The organism is Rahnella inusitata (genome assembly GCF_018288855.1).
GTDB classification, from domain to species: Bacteria; Pseudomonadota; Gammaproteobacteria; order Enterobacterales; family Enterobacteriaceae; genus Rahnella; species Rahnella inusitata.
Window position 1 is genome coordinate 689,958 of the sequence record NZ_CP065024.1, and the last position, 23,179, is coordinate 713,136.

The window sequence follows — 23,179 nt, forward strand, 5'->3', positions numbered from 1 at the left end:
GAGTACATTTTACCGGTAATCGAGAGTCACATTCACACTGGCATCTGCCGCACCTTCGTGGATATCATCGGGTGCGACGTAAGACCGATAATACGCTTTCCAGTTAATATTCATGCTGGAACCTGTGATGGGGTAGCTGATATCTGACAACTTATTTAGAGGCATTATTGATCCTGTCGCAGAGTCAATGATTTCGATCCCTACGCCAGTAGCAATATCTTCAGAAACAACCCCCTCACCGACCTGAATTAAATTCGGATGACTGGCATCAACCGGTTCAGCTTCTAACCAGACGCGAAGTTGAGGGATGGTATCCGTAACCGGGCAATTGGTCAGAGGAAGAATGACAGGAACAAGTTGAGGCGAAGTTTCACCAGCTTTGGTAAATTGAGCCGCAGCGTAATGCCCTAATTCAACTTTCACGTCACTACCATTGTTAATAACGCACGTAGTTTTAAGTATTTCACCAGTGAATTTTATCGTCCCATCTATCGCATAGCTATTCCCGGCTAATGCCAGCAGTAACCCACTTACAATGAGCTTGTATGTCGTTTTCATTTTCGCATCCATTCTGAAATAAAAAATTAAGAGCTTAGTCACAGATACACTTGATTAATATATTAGCGATACTAATTAAATGCCTGCAAATGCGGATTCTATCAACTATTTTAGGCATTGAATAGAGGGTGTAGATCATTATCACAGAAGGCTAATAAGATTAGCGCGATTATATTCATTTATCTGATCGTTGAGCTCTTATTAATTCATCCGGCTGATCGTTTCGGTTTGATTAAATAATTTAACAAGAGAGAGTTATTATAGGATGGGTTTCCTTTTATTAAACATTTTAACTTAATGGTTAAGGTAAGGGGGTGCCTTAAAAATAAGCTACTGCAGCGAAGTGTTAAATTTATTCGTTTATTTTAAATTAATCGTATTTCTGAAAGTTCTTTTATTAGGAACTATTGAAATGTAATGGATGATTTTCGAGCGGTTACGTCCGGGGGGATGGGTAACTCGCTTCCTTCAGGCATCGCGACAAACCGTAACAAACCAACCGTAGATGGTGGGAGATTCCTCTGATATTGTTGATAAATTAGGAAATCCGTATTCATTGTTACAATTTCGACTAGAATATATACCATTAAACGCTGTCTGTTTTGGCTCATATTTCTAACAATAGAAGCTTCAGGCATTCACGCCTTTGGGAGAGTTACATGCAAGAAAATCACAAGATTCTGGTTGTCGATGACGACATGCGTCTGCGCGCACTTTTAGAACGTTATCTGACAGAGCAGGGCTTCCAGGTACGCAGCGTCGCGAATGCCGAGCAGATGGATCGCCTGCTGACCCGTGAATCCTTCCATCTGATGGTGCTGGATTTGATGTTGCCGGGCGAAGACGGTTTGTCTATCTGCCGCCGTCTGCGCAGCCAGAGCAATCCGATGCCGATTATTATGGTGACGGCGAAAGGTGAAGAAGTTGACCGTATCGTCGGTCTGGAAATTGGCGCCGACGACTACATTCCTAAACCATTCAACCCGCGTGAACTGCTGGCGCGTATACGTGCCGTTTTGCGCCGTCAGGCCAACGAGTTGCCGGGCGCACCTTCTCAGGAAGAAGCGGTGATTTCGTTCGGTAAGTTCAAACTCAACCTCGGTACCCGCGAAATGTTCCGTGAAGACGAGCCTATGCCGCTGACCAGCGGTGAGTTCGCCGTCCTGAAAGCGCTGGTGAGCCATCCGCGTGAACCGTTGTCCCGTGACAAGCTGATGAATCTGGCGCGTGGCCGTGAATACAGTGCGATGGAGCGTTCTATCGACGTGCAGATTTCCCGTCTGCGCCGCATGGTAGAAGAAGATCCGGCGCATCCGCGTTATATCCAGACCGTATGGGGTCTGGGCTATGTGTTCGTCCCGGACGGCAGTAAGGCATGAGACGAATACGCTTTTCACCGCGTAGCTCGTTTGCCCGAACACTGTTATTAATCGTCACCTTGCTGTTCGTCAGCCTGGTGACGACCTATCTGGTGGTGCTGAACTTCGCCATCTTACCTAGCCTGCAACAGTTTAATAAGGTGCTGGCATACGAAGTACGTATGCTAATGACCGATCGTTTGCAGCTGGAAGATGGCACGTTGTTGGCAGTTCCCCCGGCATTTCGTCGCGAGATTTATCGCGAACTGGGCATCTCGCTTTATACCAACTCTGCGGCTGAGGAGAGTGGTCTGCGCTGGGCGCAGCACTACGAATTCCTGAGTCAGCAGATGGCCCAGCAGCTCGGTGGACCGACCGACGTCCGTGTGGAAGTAAACAAAAACACGCCGGTGGTATGGCTAAAAACCTGGCTCTCGCCTGACATCTGGGTGCGCGTTCCTCTTACTGAAATCCATCAGGGTGATTTTTCCCCGCTGTTCCGCTATACGCTCGCGATTATGTTGCTGGCGATCGGCGGCGCATGGCTGTTTATACGCATTCAAAATCGACCCCTTGTGGAACTTGAGCACGCTGCGTTGCAGGTGGGTAAAGGGATTATCCCTCCTCCGCTGCGTGAATACGGTGCGTCTGAAGTCCGTTCGGTAACGCGAGCCTTCAACCAGATGGCAGCCGGTGTAAAACTGCTGGCCGATGACCGTACCTTACTGATGGCGGGCGTAAGCCATGATTTACGCACCCCGCTGACGCGTATCCGTTTAGCCACAGAAATGATGAGCGACGGCGATGGATATCTTGCGGAGTCAATTAATAAAGACATCGAAGAGTGCAATGCCATCATCGAGCAGTTTATCGATTATCTGCGCACTGGTCAGGAGATGCCTACCGAAATCACCGATCTTAACGGTATTTTGGGTGAAGTGATTGCGACGGAAAGCGGCTATGAGCGTGAAATTGATTCCGGTCTGGCGGAGGGTGAATTGCTGGTGAATGCGCACCCGCTGTCCATAAAGCGTGCTGTGGTGAATATGGTGGTGAATGCCGCCCGCTACGGCGACGGCTGGATAAAAGTCAGCAGCGGGCGCGAACTCCAGCGTGCGTGGTTCCAGGTCGAAGACGATGGCCCGGGTATTGCACCGGATCAACTCAAGCATCTTTTCCAGCCGTTTGTGCGCGGTGAAAGTGCCCGAACCACCAGCGGCACTGGACTTGGACTGGCTATCGTCCAGCGTATTATCGATGCGCACTCGGGGACCTTGGATATCGGGAAAAGTGACCGGGGTGGGTTAAGGATAAGAGCTTATTTACCGTTACCGGTAGAAATGCTCAAGGCGGTGGCGGTACAGCAGAAACCGGTGTGAATTAAAGGGGGCCTTAATAATCCCTGACAGATTCTGCATCGGGAATATTTCGGTTTCACACTCGCAGCGATCACTGCAAGTGTGAAACCGACGCTTCCCCGTCTGCTTTAAGGCCGCCATTGCAGCGGCTTTCTGCAACAAACGTTAAGTCTTCCGACTCATAACATAATATTCCGCGGCTTCCTCGCGCCACCTCGGCGCCTCCACCACATCCCATGGATTCACTACGATCACACCCGTGTGCGCAAAGACCCCGGCGTTATCTGTCACCAGCGACGCCTGATGGTTCAGGCATATCGCGGCAAGCTGCGTATCGCGCTCTTTCATCGTCACGCCTGCCTGCTTTGATAAGGCCATCACGCGCGGATAGTGCAGGGCGCTGGCGGCGTCGAAGGGCAGCAGGCGTCCTGCGAAATCGTGATTCAGCATCTCCAGTAAGGCTTCCTTGAGCGGAGTCCTGGGCTGTTCATCTGGCAGGCCGTCGACCCAGGCGAAAAGTTCGGCGACGCCGAGGCTGGTAAGATACAGCTGGCTGGCATCCTGCGCGTCGAGCCAATGCAGAACGGTTTTATGCGGTTTGGGATTGATCATCTCAAGGATGATGGACGTATTGAGGATGATCATTTTGGCGGAAGTTCCAGAGGATTGAGGCCCAGCGTGGAGAAACGCTGGCGAAGCTGGCTGCCGAGGCCGAAATTGGCCGGGGTGCTGGTTAACGCCTGTTTCAGAATTAAACGCGCCTCTTCTTCCATCGAATGCCCTTTTTTAGCGGCGGCGATGCGCAGCAGATCTTTAATCTCGTCATCCAGATTGCGAACCGTAATGGTGGCCATAATCAGCTCCTGTGAAATCAATGCAAGCAGTGCTGTCATAGTGCGACCTGCAGAAATTTTTGCAATAAAAAAGGCGCGGGATCCGCGCCTGAGCAATGTGCGTAAGATTAACGCTGAGGGCCTGCGCCAACCAGCGCCTCGCCGGCAGGCGTATCCGTATATTTATCGAAATTATCAATAAACAGCTGTGCCAGATGCTGCGCTTTTTCCTGCCACTGTTCGCGGCTGGCGTAGGTATTGCGCGGATCGAGGATGTGCGGATCCACGCCCGGTAACGCGGTCGGCACCGCGAGATTAAACAGCGGCAGGGTGAAAGTCTCTGCGTCATCAATCGTGTCGTTGAGAATAGCGTCAATAATAGCGCGGGTATTTTTGAGTGAAATGCGTTTGCCGGTTCCGTTCCAGCCGGTATTCACCAGATATGCCTGCGCGCCGACCGCTTCCATGCGCCTGACCAGCACTTCGGAGTATTGTGTTGGGTGCAGCATCAGGAACGCTGCGCCGAAACAGGCGGAGAAGGTCGGGGTGGGTTCGTTGACACCGCGCTCGGTGCCGGCCAGTTTAGCGGTAAAGCCTGACAGGAAATGATACTGCGTCTGGGAAGCCGTCAGGCGGGAAACCGGTGGCAGAACGCCAAAGGCGTCGGCAGTCAGGAAGATCACTTTGCTGGCGTGGCCCGCTTTGGAGACTGGCTTCACGATATTCTGAATGTGATAAATCGGGTACGACACGCGGGTGTTTTCGGTTTTGCTGTTGTCATCAAAATCGATTTTGCCGTCTGCGCTGACCACGACGTTTTCAAGTAATGCATCCCGCTTAATCGCGCCGAAGATTTCCGGCTCAGCTTCTTTGCTGAGCTTGATGGTTTTGGCGTAGCAACCGCCTTCAAAGTTGAAGACGCCGTCATCGTCCCAGCCATGCTCATCATCACCGATCAGCTGACGCTTTGGATCGGTTGAGAGCGTGGTTTTACCGGTGCCGGAGAGGCCGAAGAAGACCGCCACATCCCCTTTTTCACCGACGTTGGCCGAGCAGTGCATCGAGGCGATGCCCTGTAGCGGCAACAGGTAATTCATCACGGCGAACATGCCTTTCTTCATTTCGCCGCCGTACCACGAGCCGCCAATCAGCTGGATGCGCTCGGTCAGGTTGAAGGCAATGAAGTTTTCGGAGTTCAGCCCCTGCTTCTGCCAGTCGGGATTGGTGCATTTCGCACCGTTCATTACGATAAAGTCAGGCTCGAAGTTCTCCAGTTCCTCGCTGGTCGGGCGGATAAACATGTTTTTGACGAAGTGCGCCTGCCAGGCCACTTCAGTGATAAAACGGACTTTCAGGCGGGAGTCTGCGTTAGCACCGCAGAATGCATCAATGATAAACAGCCGTTTGCCCGAAAGCTGCTTACCGACCAGCGCCTTCAGCGATGACCAGACTTCCTGCGACAACGGTTTGTTGTCATTTTTGCCTTTGCCCTGATCGGCCCACCAGACGGTGTCGCGGGTAACGTCGTCGCGGACAATGTACTTATCTTTTGGCGAACGGCCGGTGAAAATGCCGGTATCAACGTTCACTGCGCCCAGTTCTGTCACCTGTCCGCGCTCAAAGCCTTCCAGACCCGGTGCGGTTTCCTCTTTGAAAAGAGTATCGTAATCAGGGTTATAGACGATTTGACTGCTTTGATGAATCCCGTAACGGGCGAGTGTTTCGGCGGTGATCCCGAGAGTGGTTGGCATTTCCCTGCTCCTTTCCTGCACATAGAACCCCAAAGGGCGTAGGCCTTTAGGGATAAATTAGTTGTAATTGTAGGTATTTATCGCGCACGAACAGCGATAGCTATCAAAGATTAACGGGAGATGTGAATTTTTTTCTGGAAATGTGATGGAATACCAACAAATTATGCAAGGACGTTATAAACAAGCAACAAAAAAGGGACTTTCAGCAGAAAGTCCCTTTTGATTTAGTGAGTTAACGATCAGTGAACGTTATCATTTCCGGAGACAACGTTGCCGCCGCTGGCTTTCAGTGTCGCCATATCCATCGCGTCAAATGCATAATCTGAACCGCAGTAGTCACAGTGCATCTCGATTTTGCCATCTTCTTCCAGCATTTCGAGAATTTCGTCATCCGGCAGCGTCAGCAGTGCACCAGCGCAGCGTTCACGCGAACAGGTACAGCGGAAACACACATCCTGCGGTTCGTACAGAGTGACTTCTTCCTGATGATATAGGCGATAAAGCACTTCATTGGCGGGCAGATTCAGCAGCTCTTCGGCTTTGATGGTCGCGGTAAGCTGCGCAAGATGGCTGAATTCTTCTGGATCGGTCTCTTCAGCAGGCAGAACCTGTAACAGCATACCGCCGGTCGCTGGCTTGCCTTCCACTTCACCGCTGCGGATGAAAATACGGGTCGGGAGCTGCTCAGACTGCATGAAATAGTTTTCCAGACACTCAGCCAGGTTCTCGCCTTCCAGACCGACAACGCCCTGATAACGTTCGCCAGCAGTCGGGGAAATGGTGATCACCATGTAGCCGTTACCAATCATCTCTTTCAGCGAACTGCCTTCTTTGATTTCGCCTTGCAGACGCGCTAGGCCACGCAGTTCCTGAAGATTGTTGCCATTAATCACCGCCAGTTTCAGCGGGCCATCGCCCTGCAATTGCACGGTGATGTCACCGTCAAATTTGAGCGTGGCGGTCAGCAGGCTGGTTGCGACCAGCATTTCGCCCAGCAAATTACGGACGTCTGCCGGATAGTCATGCCCGGCAACGATCTGCTGGAAAGTTTCGTGGAGCGAAACCAGTTCGCCGCGCACAGCGTGATGGTTGAACAGGTAACGGTGTAACTGGTCGTGATTAGACATAACGTTCTCTCTGTTTGGCGGCGTTTATTCTGCGTCGCCATATTTAAATTTGATCAGGGTGCGGCGTTCCTTTTTATCCGGACGTCGGTCCGGATGGGGCATCGCATTCATTTTCCGTGCCTGAGAGATTTTCTCCCGGCTGGCAATGCTGGCCTCGGTTTCCTGATAAAGCGTTTGTGCTTCTTCCGCACTGCGGCGCTGAGTTGTCAGCCCTAGTACAATGATCGTTTTTGCATCAGTTCCCTGACGCAGGGTAATTTCGGCATTCAGTTCCATCAGCTTGCTCGGTTTTCCGCGCTGGCCGTTGTAATGCACTTTGCCGCCATCAATCATCTCGCGCGCCAGCGCACGGGTCTTATAAAAACGAGCCGCCCACAGCCATTTATCGAGACGTACTGCGTTGTTGTCTTCTTCCTTTTTATCTTTCATCTTTCCCCCTGAAACGTGCCGGAACTACTGAGCCGGGCCTGTTATCGGGTGAATCGAAGGCAACAGGTCGCGGTAGTCATTGATCGAAGGATGTCCCTGAAATGACTTATTCGCACCGGTTGAATCCGGATTCTCTATACCCAGACAATAGCGGATACCAAAGGTTTTTGCCGCATTCAGAATCGCCTCCCCGTCATCGACAAACAGCGTTCTCTCGGGGTTAAAGCCCGTTTGCTGCTGCACGGCAGCCCACAAACGTTGATCTTCCTTTGGATAACCAAATGTGTGGGTGGAAAGTAATAAATCAAGGTGCTTATCCAAACCGGTGTGTTCAATCTTCACTGACAGGCTGTGAGGATGCGCATTAGTCAGCAAAATGGTTTCGCGGCCACTTTCCCGCAGATGCTGCAAGAACGGCCTGGTATCGTCACGAAGTTTTGCATTTTTACCGATGTTGGTGGTCATCTGGTAGATGTCCAGATCCAGCCGCTCGCTCCAGTAGTCAAAGCAATACCAGTTCATGGTGTGCTGGACGGCCAGATATTCGTCATGAATTATCTGGCGGGCATTTTCCAGCGGGATAGCGCGTTGCAGGCTCAGCGCCTTAGGCACGTCCTGCAACCAGAACTGGCTATCGAAGGCCAGATCAAGCAGCGTGCCGTCCATATCCAGCAAAACGGTATCGATATTGTTCCAGTCGAGATCAAGGGGCATGGAAACTCCATATCCTGCGGGCATGAGCATGGCAGGAGAGAAAAAACGTCAGCAGGGAAGGGCGTCAGAATAACATAAACTCTCAGGGTGGCGCAGAGCCACCCTGAGTTTCAGCTCAGGGTATGCGCTGGTACGGGCATCATCGTGGGGTGAAAGCAGGCGTTATAATGCTGCTCAATGTCGTCAATACGGCGCTTATCTTTAATAAAGCGGCGGATAAAGAGAACGGTATTGACCAGCAGAACGCCAAGCAACAAGAACAGCAGCATGCTGGTGCCCAGATAGCGCCACAGCGTCGAAATATCCGGTTCACTGTGCAGCGAGATATGGCGTGTACCGTTGGCATCGATGCTGATACTGGTGATCACGCCCTGAGCGCTGAACGGGGTATGCAGCAGCTGCGTTGACAAGTGTTGTAACTGCTTCCACTGATCCTGCGGCGGATTACCGTACAATCCGACCGGCGGCACAGGCTGTTCCACCAGCTGACGACCTTCGTCATTGCTGATAAGGAACCCACCCGGAGGAGGGCTGTTCAGGCTTTCTGCGGCGCGGCGGGTTTCCTGAATGAAGAAGGAGGACGTCGCGTTATTGACCAGCTCACTCAGCGATTGCGCGCTGACCGGTCGCAGCAGGACGTTGATCCCCTGTAACGAGCCCGCTTTCGCGCGTTTCACCAGCGTACTCCAGTTATTCGAGTTCCCCAGATTCACCAGCGCATTTTTCAGGCGTACGCATTCATTGGTTTTGCTGCCGCACAGTGTGTCGGTTTTCAGCACAATATCGGCGAAATCATCGAGCAAAATCATGCCGGATTTCTCGATCGCGGTCGCCAGCTGCGGGTTGATGTTTTGCTCGAGATTTTCACCCGGATGCATCTGATTGTTCACGGTAGTTTGCAGCGCGGTGGCGGCATCAATAATTTCAGACTGCGGCACCGGCAGCGGTGCGGCGTTGTTCCAGTAAATGCCCGAACAGTCGAACGGCAGGAAACCCGATGCGCTGCGGTTGGTCGCAGGTGGCACGTAGCACATGCCTGTACCCTGAACTTTCAACGTATCGCCGACGCGCAATGCTGTTTTTTCCAGATCCTGCACACTGTTGACCTGCGCACTTTGCGCGCCCTGTAGCCACGCTATGCTGAGTTTCAGCGGCAAACCGAGAGGCACATACACCAGCAGCATAAGCAATAACAGAAAGGCGCTGGTCGCCAGCACCAGATTCTTGCCCCAGAGCTGAAGAGGGAATTTTTTGACTTCATCGTGCAACGACAGGTAGCTGCCCTGACGGACGACATGGCTGTTCATGTACAGCTCGATATCCGTTGGCTGGCCGAGGTCGCGGCCGATAAAAGGTTGCCAGTGCGGCGGATAAATCAGGTCGACGGTGCCGAGCGAAATATTGCTGATATCCCCTTGCTTGGATTCGCCAAACAGTCCCCAGCGTTTAGGTAAGCCCCGCAGGCAATGGATTTCTTTGCGGTTTTTACCTAAACGTTCGGAAATCACCCGCCAGCCGACCCATCCTGCGAGCACGGCTGCAAGGGTAAGCAGCCACGGCAAAAATACGACAGGGCTGAGTAACGTAATAAACAGCAAAAGTAAAATACCGGAAACCGCCAGCGCCTCTTTTACACCGCTCGAGCGGGTCAGCGCGTGCTCTTCGCGCGTTTCACGGCGCACCTTCACCATCTCGATATGTTCGCTTTCTTCATGACGAATGGAGGCATTTTGCGGCTGGGAGGGAAGAACCGTTGAAACCGGCGCCGGACCTTCGTAAACGTGGTCCGCCAGCGTATGACCATTGAGAGAGATGACCAGAGGCATCGATTGCGTTTTAATCAGCTCTACCTGATTTTCCTGCGCTATGTATTGCTCCCAAAAGGGGGGCAGGTGGATTTCAGTCGCATCAAGAAAATAGCGTCCGCTGTTGGTGTCTTCGCTGGCTACACCGTAGCGAGTGATGGCGCGCTTAAGGCTGTAAACGTGTTCACTTTTGGTGGTCAGGATGAGTTTATCGCGCAGGATAATCAGATTATTGCGGTGAGTGATCGGCGTTTGTCCCAGCCCTTCACTTTGTCGCAGATACCGTTCTACGGCGTCGCGCTCTTGTTGCGACAGTTTTCGCTGGCTGGGGGTGGGGAAATGTACCACGGACTCGTCGCGTTGGCGGCGTCGCAAGGCAAACCAAAAGAAACTTCCAGTGGCAATGATTGCGATACACAACAACACCAGTGTCACGACTACTGTGCTCATCCGATCCCCGTTCTGACGTGGGCGACTTACGTCAACTCTGTGAAAGTATTATACATAAATTGAAAAGACATAAACCTCATGCATGATTTGCACGTCACCCTATTTTCTACAGGGTTTTCATTATTTGACTGATATTTATGCACAAGTGTTTTAATGATAAAAACACCACGCTAGAGAGTATCCGTAATTGTACTTTAATGGGTATCGGTATAATCCTATTTTGAATCGGTCTGGTTTTTGTTACAGCAAAATTGTGACGCGAACATGGCAACGCGTTCTTTTTGCACGATGTCAGGGACAAAAATCCGGCGGTTCGCGCTGAATATGCCGTTTTCAGCGGAACTTATACGCAGTAAAGATTGCGGTTCAGGCTTGCCTTAACGCACAATGTTTTCTGATAGCAATGTTCAATAATCCATATGAACCCATTACGACACCCGCAGTCAGGTGAATAAAAGTTGGGGATGAAATGACACAACACCTGCAAAAACCAAAAATTCTGAAGGTGGAAACCGTAGCGCGTTCGCGTTTGTTCACCATCGAGTCTGTAGATTTGGCGTTCAGCAACGGCGCGGAACGCGTCTACGAACGCATGCGTCCGTCCGATCGCGAAGCGGTGATGATCGTGCCAGTCATTGGTGAAGATCTGCTGCTGATCCACGAATACGCGGTGGGGATCGAAAGCTATGAGCTGGGTTTTCCGAAGGGGCTGATCGACGCAGGCGAGAGCGTGCTGGAAGCCGCTAACCGCGAGTTGATGGAGGAAGTCGGCTACGGCGCAGGGCATTTTGACGTGCTGGCAAAGCTGACGATGGCGCCTTCCTACTTCTCCAGCCGCATGAACATTGTGATTGCGAAAGGGTTGTACCCAAAGAGCCTGGAAGGCGATGAGCCCGAGCCTTTACCACAAACCCGCTGGCCTATTGCGCGGATGATGGAATTGCTGCAACAGCCCGATTTTTGCGAAGCCCGTAACGTCAGCGCTTTATTCCTGGCTCATGATTTCCTGACGCGCAACGCCCGCTGAACCGTCCGTTTTCCTGAAAAATCGTCAATAAAAAAGCCGGTCATACATCATGCAGACCGGCTTTTTTCTATCGGATTTAATCAGGCGTTAAACGCCTGACTCACTCTCATCAGAACAACTCATGTTCCTGACCGTTGTCCATGATAGTCGTTCCGACTTCATGCACCGCATGTTCCGTCGGCTGAGTTCCGTCAATGAAGTATTCCGCACGACTGCCACCGCCCCCGTCGGATAACTTCCCGGTACTCTTATCGATAGTCACCGTCACGATGCCCGGAGGCGGCGTTTGCTTCTCTTCAGGCACGCCTTCCAGCACGGCTTTCATGTAGTCATCCCACGCCGGTTGTGCGCTCTTCGCGCCGCCTTCTGCGCCCGAGATTTGATCTGGGATCACACCGGAAGCCGTCGAACGGCCAAGGTCACGGCGGTGATCGTCAAAACCAATCCAGACGGAGGTGACCACGTTCGGGCCATAACCGGAGAACCAGGCGTCTTTCGAACTGTTGGTTGTCCCGGTTTTGCCGCCGATGTCGTGGCGCTTCAGATCACGACCCGCGCGCCAGCCTGTTCCCATCCAGCCAGGCTCGCCGAAGATGTTGGAGTTCAGCGCGTCACTGATCAGGAACGACAGCGGCGTGCTGATCACGTGCGGCGCGTACTGTTGCTCTGCATCCACCTGCGGAGAATTGGCCGGAACCTGTTCCAGCTGCGGCGTTGGTACGGCGTTGTTATTGTTATTCACCGAGGTGGCAACGTTTTCCACGTTGTCATCAGACAACACCGCCGACTTCTGCGTATCGCCATAAATCACCGGAATATTACAGGTGCGGCAGGCGATTTTCGGTTTGGCTTCAAACAGAACTTCGCCGGATTCCGCCACAATTTTGGTGATGAAATACGGATCAACCAGATAACCGCCGTTGGTCAGCGTCGCATAACCCCGCACTACCTGTAACGGGGTGAACGATGCCGAACCCAGCGCCAGTGACTCGGAATGAACAATGTTGGCAGCCGGGAAGCCGAAGCGCTGCAGATATTCTGCTGCGTAATCCACACCCATCGCACGCATCGCACGCACCATCACCACGTTCTTCGACTCACCCAGCCCCTGACGCAGGCGGATTGGACCCGCATAGGTCGGTGGTGAGTTTTTCGGTCGCCAGTCCTGACCGGCACCCGGATCCCAGCGGGTGATCGGCATGTCATTGAGGATAGTGGCCAGGGTCAGCCCTTTATCCATCGCCGCGGTATACAGGAACGGTTTGATGTTCGAACCGAGTTGACGCACAGCCTGATTCGCACGGTTAAATTTGCTCTGATTGAAATCAAAACCACCGACCAGCGCTTCAATCGCGCCGTCGTTTTGATTCAGGGAGACGATGGCGGAGTTCACATCAGGAACCTGTGCCAGCCACCAGACATCGCCCACTTTACGCACCCACACCTGCTGGCCTGGCTGAACCACGTCAGAGACTTTCTTCGGTGTCGGGCCTTGTGCGTTGTCATTACGGTAAGGACGTGCCCAACGCATACCGCTGAACGGCAGGCTGATTACGGCGCGGTTAGACATCGTCGCCGTGGCCTGCGCGTCGTCAATCGAGGTAATGACCGCCGGGAACAGTGGCCCGTAGACCGGCAGCGTTTTCAGCGACTGGACGATTTTATTCTCATCCCAAGCCGGTTCGCCCACTTTCCACATCTGATTCGACGGGCCACGGTAACCGTGGCGCATATCGTAATTCAGCACGTTGGTCCGCAGCGCTTCCTGTGCGGCCAGCTGGGTTTTCTTCGTGATGGTGGTGTGAACCATATAGCCGTCGTTATAGGCGTTATCGCCATAACGTTTCACCATTTCCTGACGCACCATTTCTGTCAGGTACGGCGCGGAAAACTCAATATGTGGGGCGTGATAATTCGCGACGACCGGTTCAGCACGCGCCTGATCGTACTGCTCCTGCGTGATGTATTTCTCATCCAGCATACGGGCCAGCACGGTATTGCGACGGGCAACAGAGCGATCGTGGGAATAGAGCGGGTTGAAAGTTGACGGTGCCTTAGGCAGACCGGCAATGACCGCCATTTCGCTGAGTGTCAGCTGACTCACGTCTTTCCCGAAGTAAACCTGCGCTGCAGCACCCACGCCATAGGCACGATAACCGAGATAGATTTTGTTCAGGTAAAGCTCAAGAATTTCATCTTTGGTCATCATCTGCTCAATGCGGATGGCCAAAAACGCTTCCTTGATTTTACGGGTCAGCGTGCGCTCAGGGCTTAAGAAGAAGTTACGTGCCAGCTGCTGAGTGATGGTGCTCGCACCCTGTGAGGCGTGGCCGGACATCAGCGCAACGGATGCCGCACGGAAGATACCGATCGGATCCACACCGTGATGCTCGTAAAAACGGCTGTCTTCTGTCGCGATAAACGCATGCACCATTTCCGGGGGGATCTGGCCGAGTTTCAGCGGGATACGGCGCTTCTCACCGTACTGGGCGATAAGGTCGCCTTCGGCACTGAAGACCTGCATGGGTGTTTGCAAGCGCACGTCTTTGAGCGTGGCAACATCGGGTAGCTGTGGCTCGATATATTTATACAAACCGAAGATCGAGGCCGCTCCCAGCAAAATGCAACACACTGCAAGAATCAATAAATACTTTACGAACTTCACCTGAGATTTCCCATTTAGTGTCAATTGGGCAGTTTATAAACAACCGCGCGGTAGTATAAAGGCAAGCCTGCAACATGGATACGTACTTTTATTTACTTGACGATATGGAGATTGGGCGAAAATGCGACTACAAGCATGGCAGGTAGGTCTGGATATTCAAGCCGGTTTTGCCCGCGCGATCGCCGTACAAAGGCGGCGTCATGGCTGGCAATTACGTCACTGGTGGCAGCATCCGCTGCCTGACTTCACGTTGCGGGAGGGGATATTACATGAGACCGCGCCGCTGATCGCCATTTTATCATTCTGGCGCAAAACCTTACCTGCCAGGTTGTCACTGAGAATCAGCCTGCCGGCACAGCGCATCATGCAGCAACGCATGGTGGCACCTGATGCGCGGATGCAGGATCCCGCCCGCAGCGCCTTCATCTTCAGTCATGCGGCGAAACAATTTCCTCTGGGCGTTGAACATCTGGTGATGGATTACCGTGCTGACCCGTGCGGAGATAATCAGATCGTCGTCACCGCCGCACGGCAACAGGAGATCATGCAGTGGATGGAGTGTCTTGCGCAGGCGCAGCTTTTCCCTGAGGTTATCGAACTGACACCCTGCGCACTTCAGGTTGCTGCTCACGCGGCCCGGCTTCCCGGTGATGCGCTGCTGATTCATCCGCTGGACGACGCCCTTCTTTGGGCTTCGCCGCACAGCCTGCCGTTCCAGTTTGGTTTGTTCGACAGCACGCAAGCACGGGCGGATGCAGCGCTTTCCGATCTCATCCGGTCGCAATATCGTGCCGGTGCGCTGTGTGCCACAGAAGCTTATTACAGCGGCGAAAATCCTCCTTCCGGAATGCAATGCTGGTCGCCGCTCAGCGCGATAAATCAGTTATCTGCTCCTTTACCTGCCAACCCCGGCGACTTTGCTCCCGCTGTTGGGCTGGCGCTAAGACCTGTGGATTGCTGATGCTACAGGTCAACTTATTGCCATGGCGGAAGGTACATCGACAGCAACGGGTGCGTTTCTGGCTAACCGTTTCGGTGTGTTTTCCAGTGTTGCTGCTGGTGAGCTTGCTGGGTAGTGCTGTTTTTTTGGCTCAGCAACGGACCCTTTTACAACAACATCTTGCTGCCCTGAAACACGCTTCTCAGGCGCTTTCTCTGCAGCAAAGGAGTGTGGAGACGACGTCGGCACAGGTAAAAATACTGCTCGCGCAGCGTTTGGTTAGCCAGCAGCGGGCGCAGCGGAGCAGGGACTCCCTGCAAATGCTGATCTTGTTGGCAGAAAAAATACCAGAGGAGGTTCGGCTGAACGACCTAGTTGAACTTCAGAACCAGCTGACGCTCACCGGCGAAGGGCGGTTTTATCACGACATTCTGGCTTTTCGCGACACGCTGGCGACAAGTGACTTACTCCGGGATGTCACTCTGAGCGATGTACGGCAGCAATCCGGTGTGATGCTGAGCTTTGTGCTGAAGATGCAGCTGCGTCAGCCACCTGAGCAGGGAGCGTTGCCATGAATAACCCACTTTTGCAGCGTCTTGAGCCGCTGATGCAAAAACCGGGCTGGCAGTTGGCTACCATGCTGGCGGGTGCGATGACGCTTATCGCGCTGGTGATATATCAATGTCTTTTCCGGAGTATCTGGCTGCAACAGACCGAACTGGAGCAGCAGATAAATGAGATCCGCCAGGTAGTGACTCATGTGCAGGTGGCCTTGCTGCGCGGAGCGCCACTGTCGCGTTTGCAGAATATGCTGAAAGAAAATGCAGGGGCCGAAAACGACATCCTGCCGCTGGACCAGCAATTTGCGCCGCCGTTGAAGGCCTCGCAAGCCGCGCTGGTTCGCTGGTCGCCCGCACCTGATCAGCAAGGCGAACTTCAGCTGCACGGTTCGTTTGGTGCACTGATGCATTTTCTTCAGGGATTGCAGCAGCGCCCGTGGCATCCGGCGTTCAGCGAACTCAATCTTCATGCCACTGAAAGCGGCCTCGCCGTTTCTCTTTTGCTGACCCAAACAAACGAAGCTGCTGACGGCGATGAAGTCACGGTCCCGGAGCATGATCCTTTTGCTCCCCTGCAATCCCAATCCTGCGCCGGTGAAACCTTGGCTCCCACGTGGAGTCTGGGTGGCATCACGCAGGCAGAAGGCCAGCAGTTTGGCTGGTTACTGTCGCCAGATGGCAGTTGGAACAAAGTCGAAACGGGCACGCAGATCGGCACGCCGCTGTGGACGGTCGAAATGCTGGATGCCTCACAGGTAGAACTCAGCATCAGCGATGCCCGCTGCGGCGAACAACGCCAGACTCTCCGGTTTGGTCACTCGGGTACGTTTCCAGGGAAAGGAAAAAAATGAAACACGTTTATCGGGCCGCTCTGTGGCTGCCATTTTTCTTATATTTCAGCGTCATCAAGGCGGACGAGCCTTCGTCGGTATCTCTGGAATTTCAAACCGCGCCGATCGAAATGGTCTTGCAGGCACTTTCCGATACGCGGCAGCTTAATCTGATCACCGCGCCGGGTGTGGAAGGGCAGATCAGCGTAAAGCTCAAAGAAGTACCGTGGCAGCAGGCGCTCGACATTATCTTGCGGATGAATCATCTCACCAGTCAGCTTGAAGGAAATGTTCTGCTGATTTCACCGGCAATTGACCCGCTTGCGCGCCAGCAGCAGGTCAAAGAGGCTGAAGAACAGCAGGCTGACCAGCGGCCGATCGTCAGCCTGACCTTTCCGCTTCAATATGCCGATGCCAAAGAAACGGCGCTGAGCCTGAATGCGCAAAAAGGCACGCTGTTATCTGTTAAGGGCAATGCGTCTGCGGACAGCCGCACCAATACCCTTTTATTGCGCGATACGCAGGAGGCGCTGGATATCGTCACGCCGTGGATTAAAGAGTTAGATCTGCCGCTGCAACAGGTACAACTGGCTGCACACATCGTGACAATGAACAGCGAAAGCCTGCGGGAGTTAGGCGTTCGCTGGGGTTTCACCGGCGATGAGCCGATCACTAAAGCCGTGCGAATGAACAATTTCAGTATGGGAATGCCGGTGGAAAACCCGATATTTACCGCCGGGTTCAATCTGGCACACATCAGCGGACGGATTTTGGATCTGGAGCTGACCGCGCTGGAGCAGGAAGACAAAGTCGATATTATCGCCAGCCCGCGCCTGCTGACGGCGCACATGCAAACCGCCAGTATCAAGCAGGGCACGGAGATTCCGTATCAGGTGTCCAGCGGGGCGAGCGGCAGTACGTCCATCGAATTTAAAGAAGCGGTACTCGGTATGGAAGTGACGCCTAAGATTCAGCGTGACGGGCGCATTCAGATGGCTTTGCAGATAAGCCAGAATATGCCGGGGCGCAGTATCAAGCAGTCCGAGGGAGAAGCGTTGGCAATCGACAAGCAGGAAATCAAAACGCAGGTCACGGTGAAAGATGGCGAAACCATCGTGCTGGGCGGCATTTTCCAGCGCAAAAACCAGAAGACCGACACCAAAGTCCCGGTAATCGGCGATATTCCGGTGGTCGGTTCCTTGTTCAAACACCAGTATATGAATGAACAGCGACGCGAGTTGGTGATTTTCATCACTCCAACCTTAATCCGCGCCCAATAAACGGGTATTTAGTGCTAACCTAAATCGCACAATCACGTTGAGCACATGCAACTTTTTGTGTCGTGAGAGGCTTCTGAGTTTGACGCTGCGGTCGATTTAGCTTACAAGGGTTACCGAATTGAGCACCGTGATCTTTTTTTACTGCAGACACGCCGATAAAAACGTACGTTTTCCCTCCTGCGGCGTGCAATGCGATTTATTCGGTTGCCAAACTACCAAGAGTGTTGAGATAATTTTTTTCTGATCTCGCACTATCGCTCATGAGGTTTCAGTTTAGGTCCCGCCGCTAATTTGATTGGCGGGGCGGGTTATCATCAACGAAATAGTCTTAGTAATACCGAAAAACATGGCAGAGAAACGCAATATCTTTCTGGTTGGGCCTATGGGTGCCGGCAAAAGCACTATTGGTCGACAGTTAGCTCAGCAACTCAATATGGAGTTTTTCGACTCCGATCACGAAATTGAGCGACGTACCGGAGCTGATGTGGGCTGGGTATTTGATTTAGAAGGCGAAGACGGATTCCGCGACCGCGAAGAAAAAGTGATCAACGAACTGACCGAAAAACAAGGCATCGTTCTGGCAACTGGCGGGGGTTCCGTTAAATCACGTGAAACCCGTAACCGTTTGTCAGCGCGTGGCGTTGTCGTCTATCTTGAAACTACCATCGAAAAACAACTGGCGCGTACACAACGCGACAAAAAACGTCCATTATTACAAGTGAGTGCTCCGCCGCGTGAAGTGCTTGAAGCACTGGCGAGAGAACGCAATCCTTTGTATGAAGAGATTGCCGACGTCACTATTCGTACCGATGATCAAAGTGCCAAAGTCGTTGCCAACCAGATTATCAACATGCTGGAAAGTAACTGATTATTGGTTTCTATCATTGCCTGAGGGTGTCAGTTAAAGAAGGTCACAGAGCACGACATGGAGAGGATTACCGTAACGTTAGGGGAACGTAGCTACCCCATTACGATTGCTGCCGGATTGTTCCACGATCCGGCTTCTTTTATGCCGGTAAAGGCAGGCGATCAGGTCATGATAGTGACCAACGAAACCCTCGCTCCTCTCTATCTGGACGCTATACGTTCAGTGCTGGAGCAGGCAGGCGTTCGTGTTGATCAGGTGATTCTGCCTGATGGTGAACAATACAAATCCCTGACTGTTCTAAATGACGTGTTCTCCGCGCTGCTCGAAAAGCCGCACGGACGTGATACCACGCTTGTCGCCCTTGGCGGCGGCGTCGTCGGTGATTTGACCGGCTTCGCTGCGGCCAGTTATCAACGCGGTGTGCGCTTTGTACAGGTGCCTACCACGTTGCTCTCTCAGGTCGATTCCTCCGTTGGCGGTAAAACGGCGGTGAACCATCCCCTCGGAAAAAACATGATCGGCGCGTTCTATCAGCCTGCGTCGGTGGTGGTTGATCTCGACTGTCTGCGCACTTTACCTGCCCGTGAAATGTCATCGGGACTGGCAGAAGTGATCAAATACGGCATTATTTTGGATGCCGACTTCTTTGTATGGCTTGAAGACAACATGGATGCCCTGTTGGCGCTGGATATGAACGCGCTGGCTTATTGCATCCGTCGTTGCTGCGAGCTGAAAGCTGAGGTTGTGGCAGCCGATGAACGTGAAAACGGCATGCGCGCCTTACTGAATCTGGGCCATACTTATGGCCATGCTATTGAAGCAGAAATGGGTTATGGCAACTGGCTGCATGGTGAAGCCGTGTCCGCCGGGATGATGATGGCGTGTTATACCGCTCATCGTCTTGGTCAGTTCAGTCTGGGCGATATCGCCCGGGTGAAAACTTTACTCACCCGCGCGGGGTTACCGGTGACGGGGCCGCAGGTTATGAAAGCCGAAGCCTATTTGCCGCACATGATGCGTGATAAGAAAGTACTGGCTGGCGAACTGCGTCTGGTTTTACCCAAAGCAATTGGACAGTCCGAAGTACGCTCCGGCGTATCGCATGAAATGGTGCTGGCTTCGATTGAAGATTGCCGTTAAAACTGTGGCCACTTTTTTGGCCAGATAACGACCGATTTCACCCATGCCAGCAAAGCGTTATATTTTTAGTCAGGATAGTTGCTCCGCGTGAGGCCTGTTACGGGCTTTTAGCCGGGTTGGAGGTTTTAGATGGATGATTTAACACCGGAAGACGATCTCAAGCCAGATACCAGCGATCGCCGCCCACCGCGCGCGCGCAAACCGTCTCCTTCCCTACCCAAGGTTCCTGTTAACCGTCAGTACGTGATGATTGGCATCGGGATTGTGGTCTTGGTCCTGCTGATTGTCGGCATCGGTTCCGCCATGAAGTCCCCGACATCGAATCAGGCCACTCAGCAAAACAACGGTCCAAAAGATATTAATCTTGCGGGCAATGACGCTGCTGCACCGGCTCAGCCTTCTGCACAAGCGCAGGCCAATACCGCACAGGCCGTCAACGGACAGCAGCCACAAAGCATTGGTTTACCGCCCGTGTCATCAACCCCAACCGAAGCGCAACCTTTGCCAGACAATGGCCAGAAAGAACGTGTGGATCTGCCTGGTGACATGAGTGATGCTTTATCTTCCCAGCAGAATCAGGTGGATGGCGTAGCGCAGGGCAGTATGGATCAGGGTGCCGCAACCAGTGGTGCTGCACAATCTCTGACGTCGTTACCGACCGCTGCGGCGACCGTCAACGGTTCAGCGCGCACGCAGACGCCTGGCGTTTCCCAGCCGCAAACCCCGCATACCCGTCCGGCGCAAACGCCACGTAATCAGCAGTCTGCTCATACGGCGAAACCGGTTGAGCACAAACCTGCGGCGACCGCCTCGCACACGGCGAAACCTCAGGCGACCAAATCTCAGGCCGCCTCAGTACCCGCTGTTTCTGCGCCGGTAGCCTCGGGTAGCGCGTCAGCCATTAAGTCTGCGCCTGGCTCACACTTCACCCTGCAATTAAGCGGTGCTTCGCAGTCCAACACACTGAACGCATTTGCCAAACAGTCCGGCCTGAAAAACTATCTGGTTTATCAGACTGCACGCGACGGGAAGCCGTGGTATGTGCTGGTGAGTGGTAACTATGCGTCTTCTGCCGAAGCCAAACGTGCTATTGCCAGCCTGCCTGCGGAAGTTCAGGCGAAAAAACCGTGGGTTAAACCTGTACATCAGGTACAGCAAGACCTGAAAAAATGAATCTGATCTCAACGCGATTTGCTGTCTAAAAACAGGATACAATCCGCGGCTGTGAATTGTATAAGTAGCTAACTGACGGCATGAAGAAGAACCGCGCGTTTTTGAAGTGGGCTGGCGGCAAATACCCGCTGATTGATGACATTAAACGTCATCTTCCGGCGGGAGATTGTTTGATCGAGCCTTTTGTTGGCGCGGGCTCAGTGTTTTTGAATACTGAGTATGACGCTTACATTCTGGCGGATATCAACAACGACCTGATTAATCTCTACGATATCGTGAAAACACGCACCGACGAATTTGTGCGTGATGCCCGTGTGCTTTTCACGCCAGAGTTTAATGATGCAGATCGTTTTTACGTCCTGAGGGCTGAGTTTAATGCCAGCAGCGATCCTTATCGTCGTTCGGTACTTTTCCTCTATCTGAACCGCCATTGTTACAACGGCCTGTGTCGTTATAATCTCAGTGGGGCGTTTAACGTGCCTTTTGGACGTTATAAAAAACCGTATTTCCCGGAAGAAGAACTCTACTGGTTTGCTGAAAAAGCCAAAAATGCTCTGTTTGTTTGTGAGCATTATGAGGAAACGTTGCTGAAAGCGAAGGCCGGTTCGGTGGTGTATTGTGACCCACCTTATGCGCCCCTCTCTGCAACCGCGAATTTTACGGCGTACCACACCAACAGCTTTAGCATGGACGATCAGCGCAAACTGGCGCGTCTGGCGCACCAGCTCTCGAGTGAGAATGCGGTGCCGGTGCTGATCTCCAATCATGAAACACCCCTGACGCTGGAATGGTACGCAGAGGCGGAACTGCATCGCGTATCTGCCCGACGTACTATCAGCAGCAATATTGCCCTGCGCAGCAAGGTGAATGAACTTTTAGCGCTCTATCGCTGATTGCCGGTTTGCGCCGCAGTCAACAGGTAACCTTATCGTTTGGAGAAGCGGATGAAACAGTTTTTGATTGCCCCGTCCATTCTGTCGGCTGACTTTGCCCGTCTGGGTGAAGATACGGCGAAAGCACTGGCCGCTGGCGGCGACGTGGTTCATTACGATGTGATGGATAACCACTACGTCCCGAATTTAACGATGGGGCCTGCCATCCTCAAAGCGCTGCGCGACTACGGCATTACCGCGCCGATCGACGTTCATCTGATGGCCAAACCGGTGGATCGGCTGATACCTGATTTTGCCGAGGCGGGCGCGACCTATATTTCTTTCCATCCTGAAGCCTCCGAACACGTTGACCGCACGCTGCAACTGATTAAAAGCCACGGTTGTAAAGCCGGTCTGGTTTTCAATCCGGCCACGTCGTTGAGCTATCTTGATTATGTGATGGATAAGCTGGATGTGATCCTGTTGATGTCGGTGAACCCCGGCTTTGGCGGACAATCGTTTATTCCAGGTACGTACGACAAACTGCGTCAGGTGCGTAAACTGATCGACGAGAGCGGCTATGATATTCGTCTGGAAGTCGACGGCGGCGTGAAAGCTGAAAACATCCGCGAGATTGCAGCCGCAGGCGCAGACATGTTTGTCGCCGGTTCTGCCATCTTCAACCAGCCGGATTACCGTACCGTGATCGACCACATGCGCAGCGAACTGGCGCAGGTGTCACATGACTGAGACCCTGACCGCGCGTGGTGTGGCATTTGATTTAGACGGCACGCTGGTCGACAGCGCGCCGGGTCTGGCGGAAGCCGTGGACATGGCGCTGCGTGATTTTGATTTACCTCCTGCGGGCATTGAACGCATCAGCACCTGGATTGGCAACGGCGCAGACATTATGGTCGAACGTGCCGTACGCTGGGCCGAAGGCGATATGTCGCCTGCGTTTTTGCAAAAAATCCGTGACAAGTTCGATCACTACTACGCCGGTACCGCCGCTTCCGGCAGCCGTCTCTATCCGCAGGTAAAAGAAACGCTGGCCGCCCTTGCCGCGCAGGGCTTACCTTTGGGTCTGGTGACCAACAAACCGACGCCGTTTATCGCACCTCTGTTGGAATCACTGGGCATCGGCAACTATTTCACGCTGGTGTTGGGCGGTGATGACGTCGTGGCGAAGAAACCGCACCCGGCGCCACTGTATCTGATGCTGGGCACGCTGGGCTTACGCGCTAGTGAACTGGTGTTTGTTGGCGATTCCCGCAATGACATTCAGGCGGCACAGGCGGCGGGTTGCCCTTGTGTTGGTATGACTTACGGATATAACTACGGTGAAACCATCGCGCTGAGCAAACCCGATCGCGTGCTGGAAAATTTTGCCGACCTTTTGCCCGCTTTGGGGCTGTCATCTTTAAAAGATCAGGAAGCATAA

Annotated in this window: 22 protein-coding genes; 13 read left to right on the forward strand and 9 right to left on the reverse strand. The window is 53.0% G+C overall.

The annotated features are described in order from the left end of the window. Positions 1–9 precede the first annotated feature (9 nt). Complete coding sequence (locus I2123_RS03110; RefSeq protein ID WP_213051800.1) at positions 10–558, reverse strand: fimbrial protein; 549 nt, start codon at positions 556–558, stop codon at positions 10–12. 659 nt (positions 559–1,217) lie between these two features. Between I2123_RS03110 and ompR the strand changes: the two genes are divergently transcribed. After that, a complete protein-coding gene (ompR, locus tag I2123_RS03115) occupies positions 1,218–1,937 on the forward strand; it encodes an osmolarity response regulator transcription factor OmpR (RefSeq protein ID WP_009635740.1) in 720 nt (239 codons plus the stop codon). Beyond that, positions 1,934–3,295, forward strand: coding sequence for a two-component system sensor histidine kinase EnvZ (gene envZ, locus I2123_RS03120; RefSeq protein WP_112167553.1), 1,362 nt, complete (start codon positions 1,934–1,936; stop codon positions 3,293–3,295). The genes ompR and envZ overlap by 4 nt, the downstream gene beginning before the upstream one ends. Positions 3,296–3,439: 144 nt before the next feature. On the opposite strand, the gene I2123_RS03125 is transcribed toward envZ, so the two are convergent. The 7 genes from I2123_RS03125 to I2123_RS03155 all read right to left on the reverse strand — a co-directional run bounded on the left by I2123_RS03125 (position 3,440) and on the right by I2123_RS03155 (position 10,383). Continuing rightward, the gene (locus I2123_RS03125; protein ID WP_213051801.1) at positions 3,440–3,919 is read right to left on the reverse strand and encodes a PIN domain-containing protein; all 480 of its coding nucleotides are present in this window, start codon (positions 3,917–3,919) and stop codon (positions 3,440–3,442) included. Then, positions 3,916–4,128 (reverse strand): FitA-like ribbon-helix-helix domain-containing protein, encoded by a 213-nt coding sequence (locus I2123_RS03130; RefSeq protein WP_213052460.1) that lies wholly within the window; start codon positions 4,126–4,128, stop codon positions 3,916–3,918. The genes I2123_RS03125 and I2123_RS03130 overlap by 4 nt, the downstream gene beginning before the upstream one ends. A 107-nt stretch (positions 4,129–4,235) precedes the next feature. Further along, on the reverse strand, positions 4,236–5,858 hold the full coding sequence (gene pckA / locus I2123_RS03135) for a phosphoenolpyruvate carboxykinase (ATP) (RefSeq protein WP_112167555.1): 1,623 nt from the start codon (positions 5,856–5,858) through the stop codon (positions 4,236–4,238). A 239-nt stretch (positions 5,859–6,097) separates the two neighbouring features. Continuing rightward, positions 6,098–6,985, reverse strand: coding sequence for an Hsp33 family molecular chaperone HslO (hslO, locus tag I2123_RS03140; RefSeq protein ID WP_112167556.1), 888 nt, complete (start codon positions 6,983–6,985; stop codon positions 6,098–6,100). Positions 6,986–7,009: 24 nt separating this feature from the next. Then, complete coding sequence (hslR, locus tag I2123_RS03145) at positions 7,010–7,414, reverse strand: ribosome-associated heat shock protein Hsp15 (protein ID WP_213051802.1); 405 nt, start codon at positions 7,412–7,414, stop codon at positions 7,010–7,012. Positions 7,415–7,438: 24 nt separating this feature from the next. Beyond that, positions 7,439–8,128, reverse strand: coding sequence for a GMP/IMP nucleotidase (yrfG, locus tag I2123_RS03150; RefSeq protein ID WP_213051803.1), 690 nt, complete (start codon positions 8,126–8,128; stop codon positions 7,439–7,441). A gap of 110 nt (positions 8,129–8,238) precedes the next feature. Then, the gene (locus I2123_RS03155; protein WP_208640455.1) at positions 8,239–10,383 is read right to left on the reverse strand and encodes an intracellular growth attenuator family protein; all 2,145 of its coding nucleotides are present in this window, start codon (positions 10,381–10,383) and stop codon (positions 8,239–8,241) included. 469 nt (positions 10,384–10,852) lie between these two features. On the opposite strand from I2123_RS03155, the gene nudE reads away from it, so the two are divergent. After that, entirely contained in the window at positions 10,853–11,410 is a 558-nt protein-coding gene (nudE, locus tag I2123_RS03160; RefSeq protein ID WP_112167559.1) for an ADP compounds hydrolase NudE, read from the forward strand. Between the two features lie 109 nt (positions 11,411–11,519). Here nudE and mrcA read toward each other — a convergent pair whose 3' ends face one another. Further along, the gene (gene mrcA, locus I2123_RS03165; protein ID WP_112167560.1) at positions 11,520–14,075 is read right to left on the reverse strand and encodes a peptidoglycan glycosyltransferase/peptidoglycan DD-transpeptidase MrcA; all 2,556 of its coding nucleotides are present in this window, start codon (positions 14,073–14,075) and stop codon (positions 11,520–11,522) included. Positions 14,076–14,196: 121 nt separating this feature from the next. On the opposite strand from mrcA, the gene pilM reads away from it, so the two are divergent. The 10 genes from pilM to I2123_RS03215 all read left to right on the forward strand — a co-directional run bounded on the left by pilM (position 14,197) and on the right by I2123_RS03215 (position 23,179). Continuing rightward, positions 14,197–15,036, forward strand: a complete 840-nt coding sequence (gene pilM / locus I2123_RS03170) for a pilus assembly protein PilM (protein WP_213051804.1) — start codon at positions 14,197–14,199, stop codon at positions 15,034–15,036. Further along, the gene (locus I2123_RS03175) at positions 15,036–15,590 is read left to right on the forward strand and encodes a PilN domain-containing protein (RefSeq protein ID WP_213051805.1); all 555 of its coding nucleotides are present in this window, start codon (positions 15,036–15,038) and stop codon (positions 15,588–15,590) included. Before pilM ends, I2123_RS03175 begins: the two co-directional genes overlap by 1 nt. Continuing rightward, the gene (locus I2123_RS03180; protein WP_213051806.1) at positions 15,587–16,426 is read left to right on the forward strand and encodes a pilus assembly protein PilO; all 840 of its coding nucleotides are present in this window, start codon (positions 15,587–15,589) and stop codon (positions 16,424–16,426) included. Before I2123_RS03175 ends, I2123_RS03180 begins: the two co-directional genes overlap by 4 nt. Next, positions 16,423–17,685 (forward strand): DNA uptake porin HofQ, encoded by a 1,263-nt coding sequence (gene hofQ / locus I2123_RS03185; protein ID WP_112167564.1) that lies wholly within the window; start codon positions 16,423–16,425, stop codon positions 17,683–17,685. The genes I2123_RS03180 and hofQ overlap by 4 nt, the downstream gene beginning before the upstream one ends. 346 nt (positions 17,686–18,031) lie before the next feature. Beyond that, positions 18,032–18,553, forward strand: a complete 522-nt coding sequence (gene aroK, locus I2123_RS03190) for a shikimate kinase AroK (RefSeq protein ID WP_014333540.1) — start codon at positions 18,032–18,034, stop codon at positions 18,551–18,553. Positions 18,554–18,610: 57 nt separating this feature from the next. Further along, entirely contained in the window at positions 18,611–19,693 is a 1,083-nt protein-coding gene (gene aroB / locus I2123_RS03195) for a 3-dehydroquinate synthase (RefSeq protein ID WP_112167565.1), read from the forward strand. A gap of 129 nt (positions 19,694–19,822) precedes the next feature. Continuing rightward, positions 19,823–20,866, forward strand: a complete 1,044-nt coding sequence (locus I2123_RS03200) for an SPOR domain-containing protein (protein ID WP_112167566.1) — start codon at positions 19,823–19,825, stop codon at positions 20,864–20,866. Positions 20,867–20,946: 80 nt separating this feature from the next. Then, positions 20,947–21,759 carry an adenine-specific DNA-methyltransferase gene (gene dam, locus I2123_RS03205; RefSeq protein WP_112167567.1) on the forward strand — a complete coding sequence of 271 codons (813 nt, stop codon included), beginning with the start codon at positions 20,947–20,949 and terminating at the stop codon, positions 21,757–21,759. A gap of 51 nt (positions 21,760–21,810) precedes the next feature. Continuing rightward, positions 21,811–22,488 (forward strand): ribulose-phosphate 3-epimerase, encoded by a 678-nt coding sequence (gene rpe / locus I2123_RS03210; protein ID WP_213051807.1) that lies wholly within the window; start codon positions 21,811–21,813, stop codon positions 22,486–22,488. After that, a complete protein-coding gene (locus I2123_RS03215) occupies positions 22,481–23,179 on the forward strand; it encodes a phosphoglycolate phosphatase (RefSeq protein ID WP_213051808.1) in 699 nt (232 codons plus the stop codon). Before rpe ends, I2123_RS03215 begins: the two co-directional genes overlap by 8 nt.